The following is a 295-nucleotide window of genomic DNA, read 5'->3' on the forward strand; positions in this document are numbered from 1 at the left end:
CAATGGTTTCGCTATTTCGTTAGCAGGGCTTGAAGACACGGATGTCACTTCACTGACCAAAACATACAACGGCTCTACCGTAGCGTTAACACCAGAGGCCGGTCACTCAGGCGAGTTGGTATTTGTTGTGATTGATAGTGTCGCGGCGATGCTGCCAAGTACAAGCACTTATAGCTTTTACAACACAGAGTCGGGTGATGCACGAAGCTTAATCGATTACAGTGTCTCGCTGGTGATTGATGGTTCAATTCCTGCGCTAAGCAATACGGATTTTAACCCGTTCATTTACAAAGCC

General features: G+C 46.8%; 1 protein-coding gene. It reads left to right on the top strand.

What is annotated here, in order from left to right:
• Positions 1-295 (top strand): LruC domain-containing protein (locus AB4486_RS27000; protein WP_372119850.1); only part of this gene is annotated, 295 nt, incomplete at both ends.

The sequence above is a fragment of the Vibrio sp. 10N.222.55.C6 genome (genome assembly GCF_041473395.1).
Lineage (GTDB): Bacteria > Pseudomonadota > Gammaproteobacteria > Enterobacterales > Vibrionaceae > Vibrio > Vibrio crassostreae_C.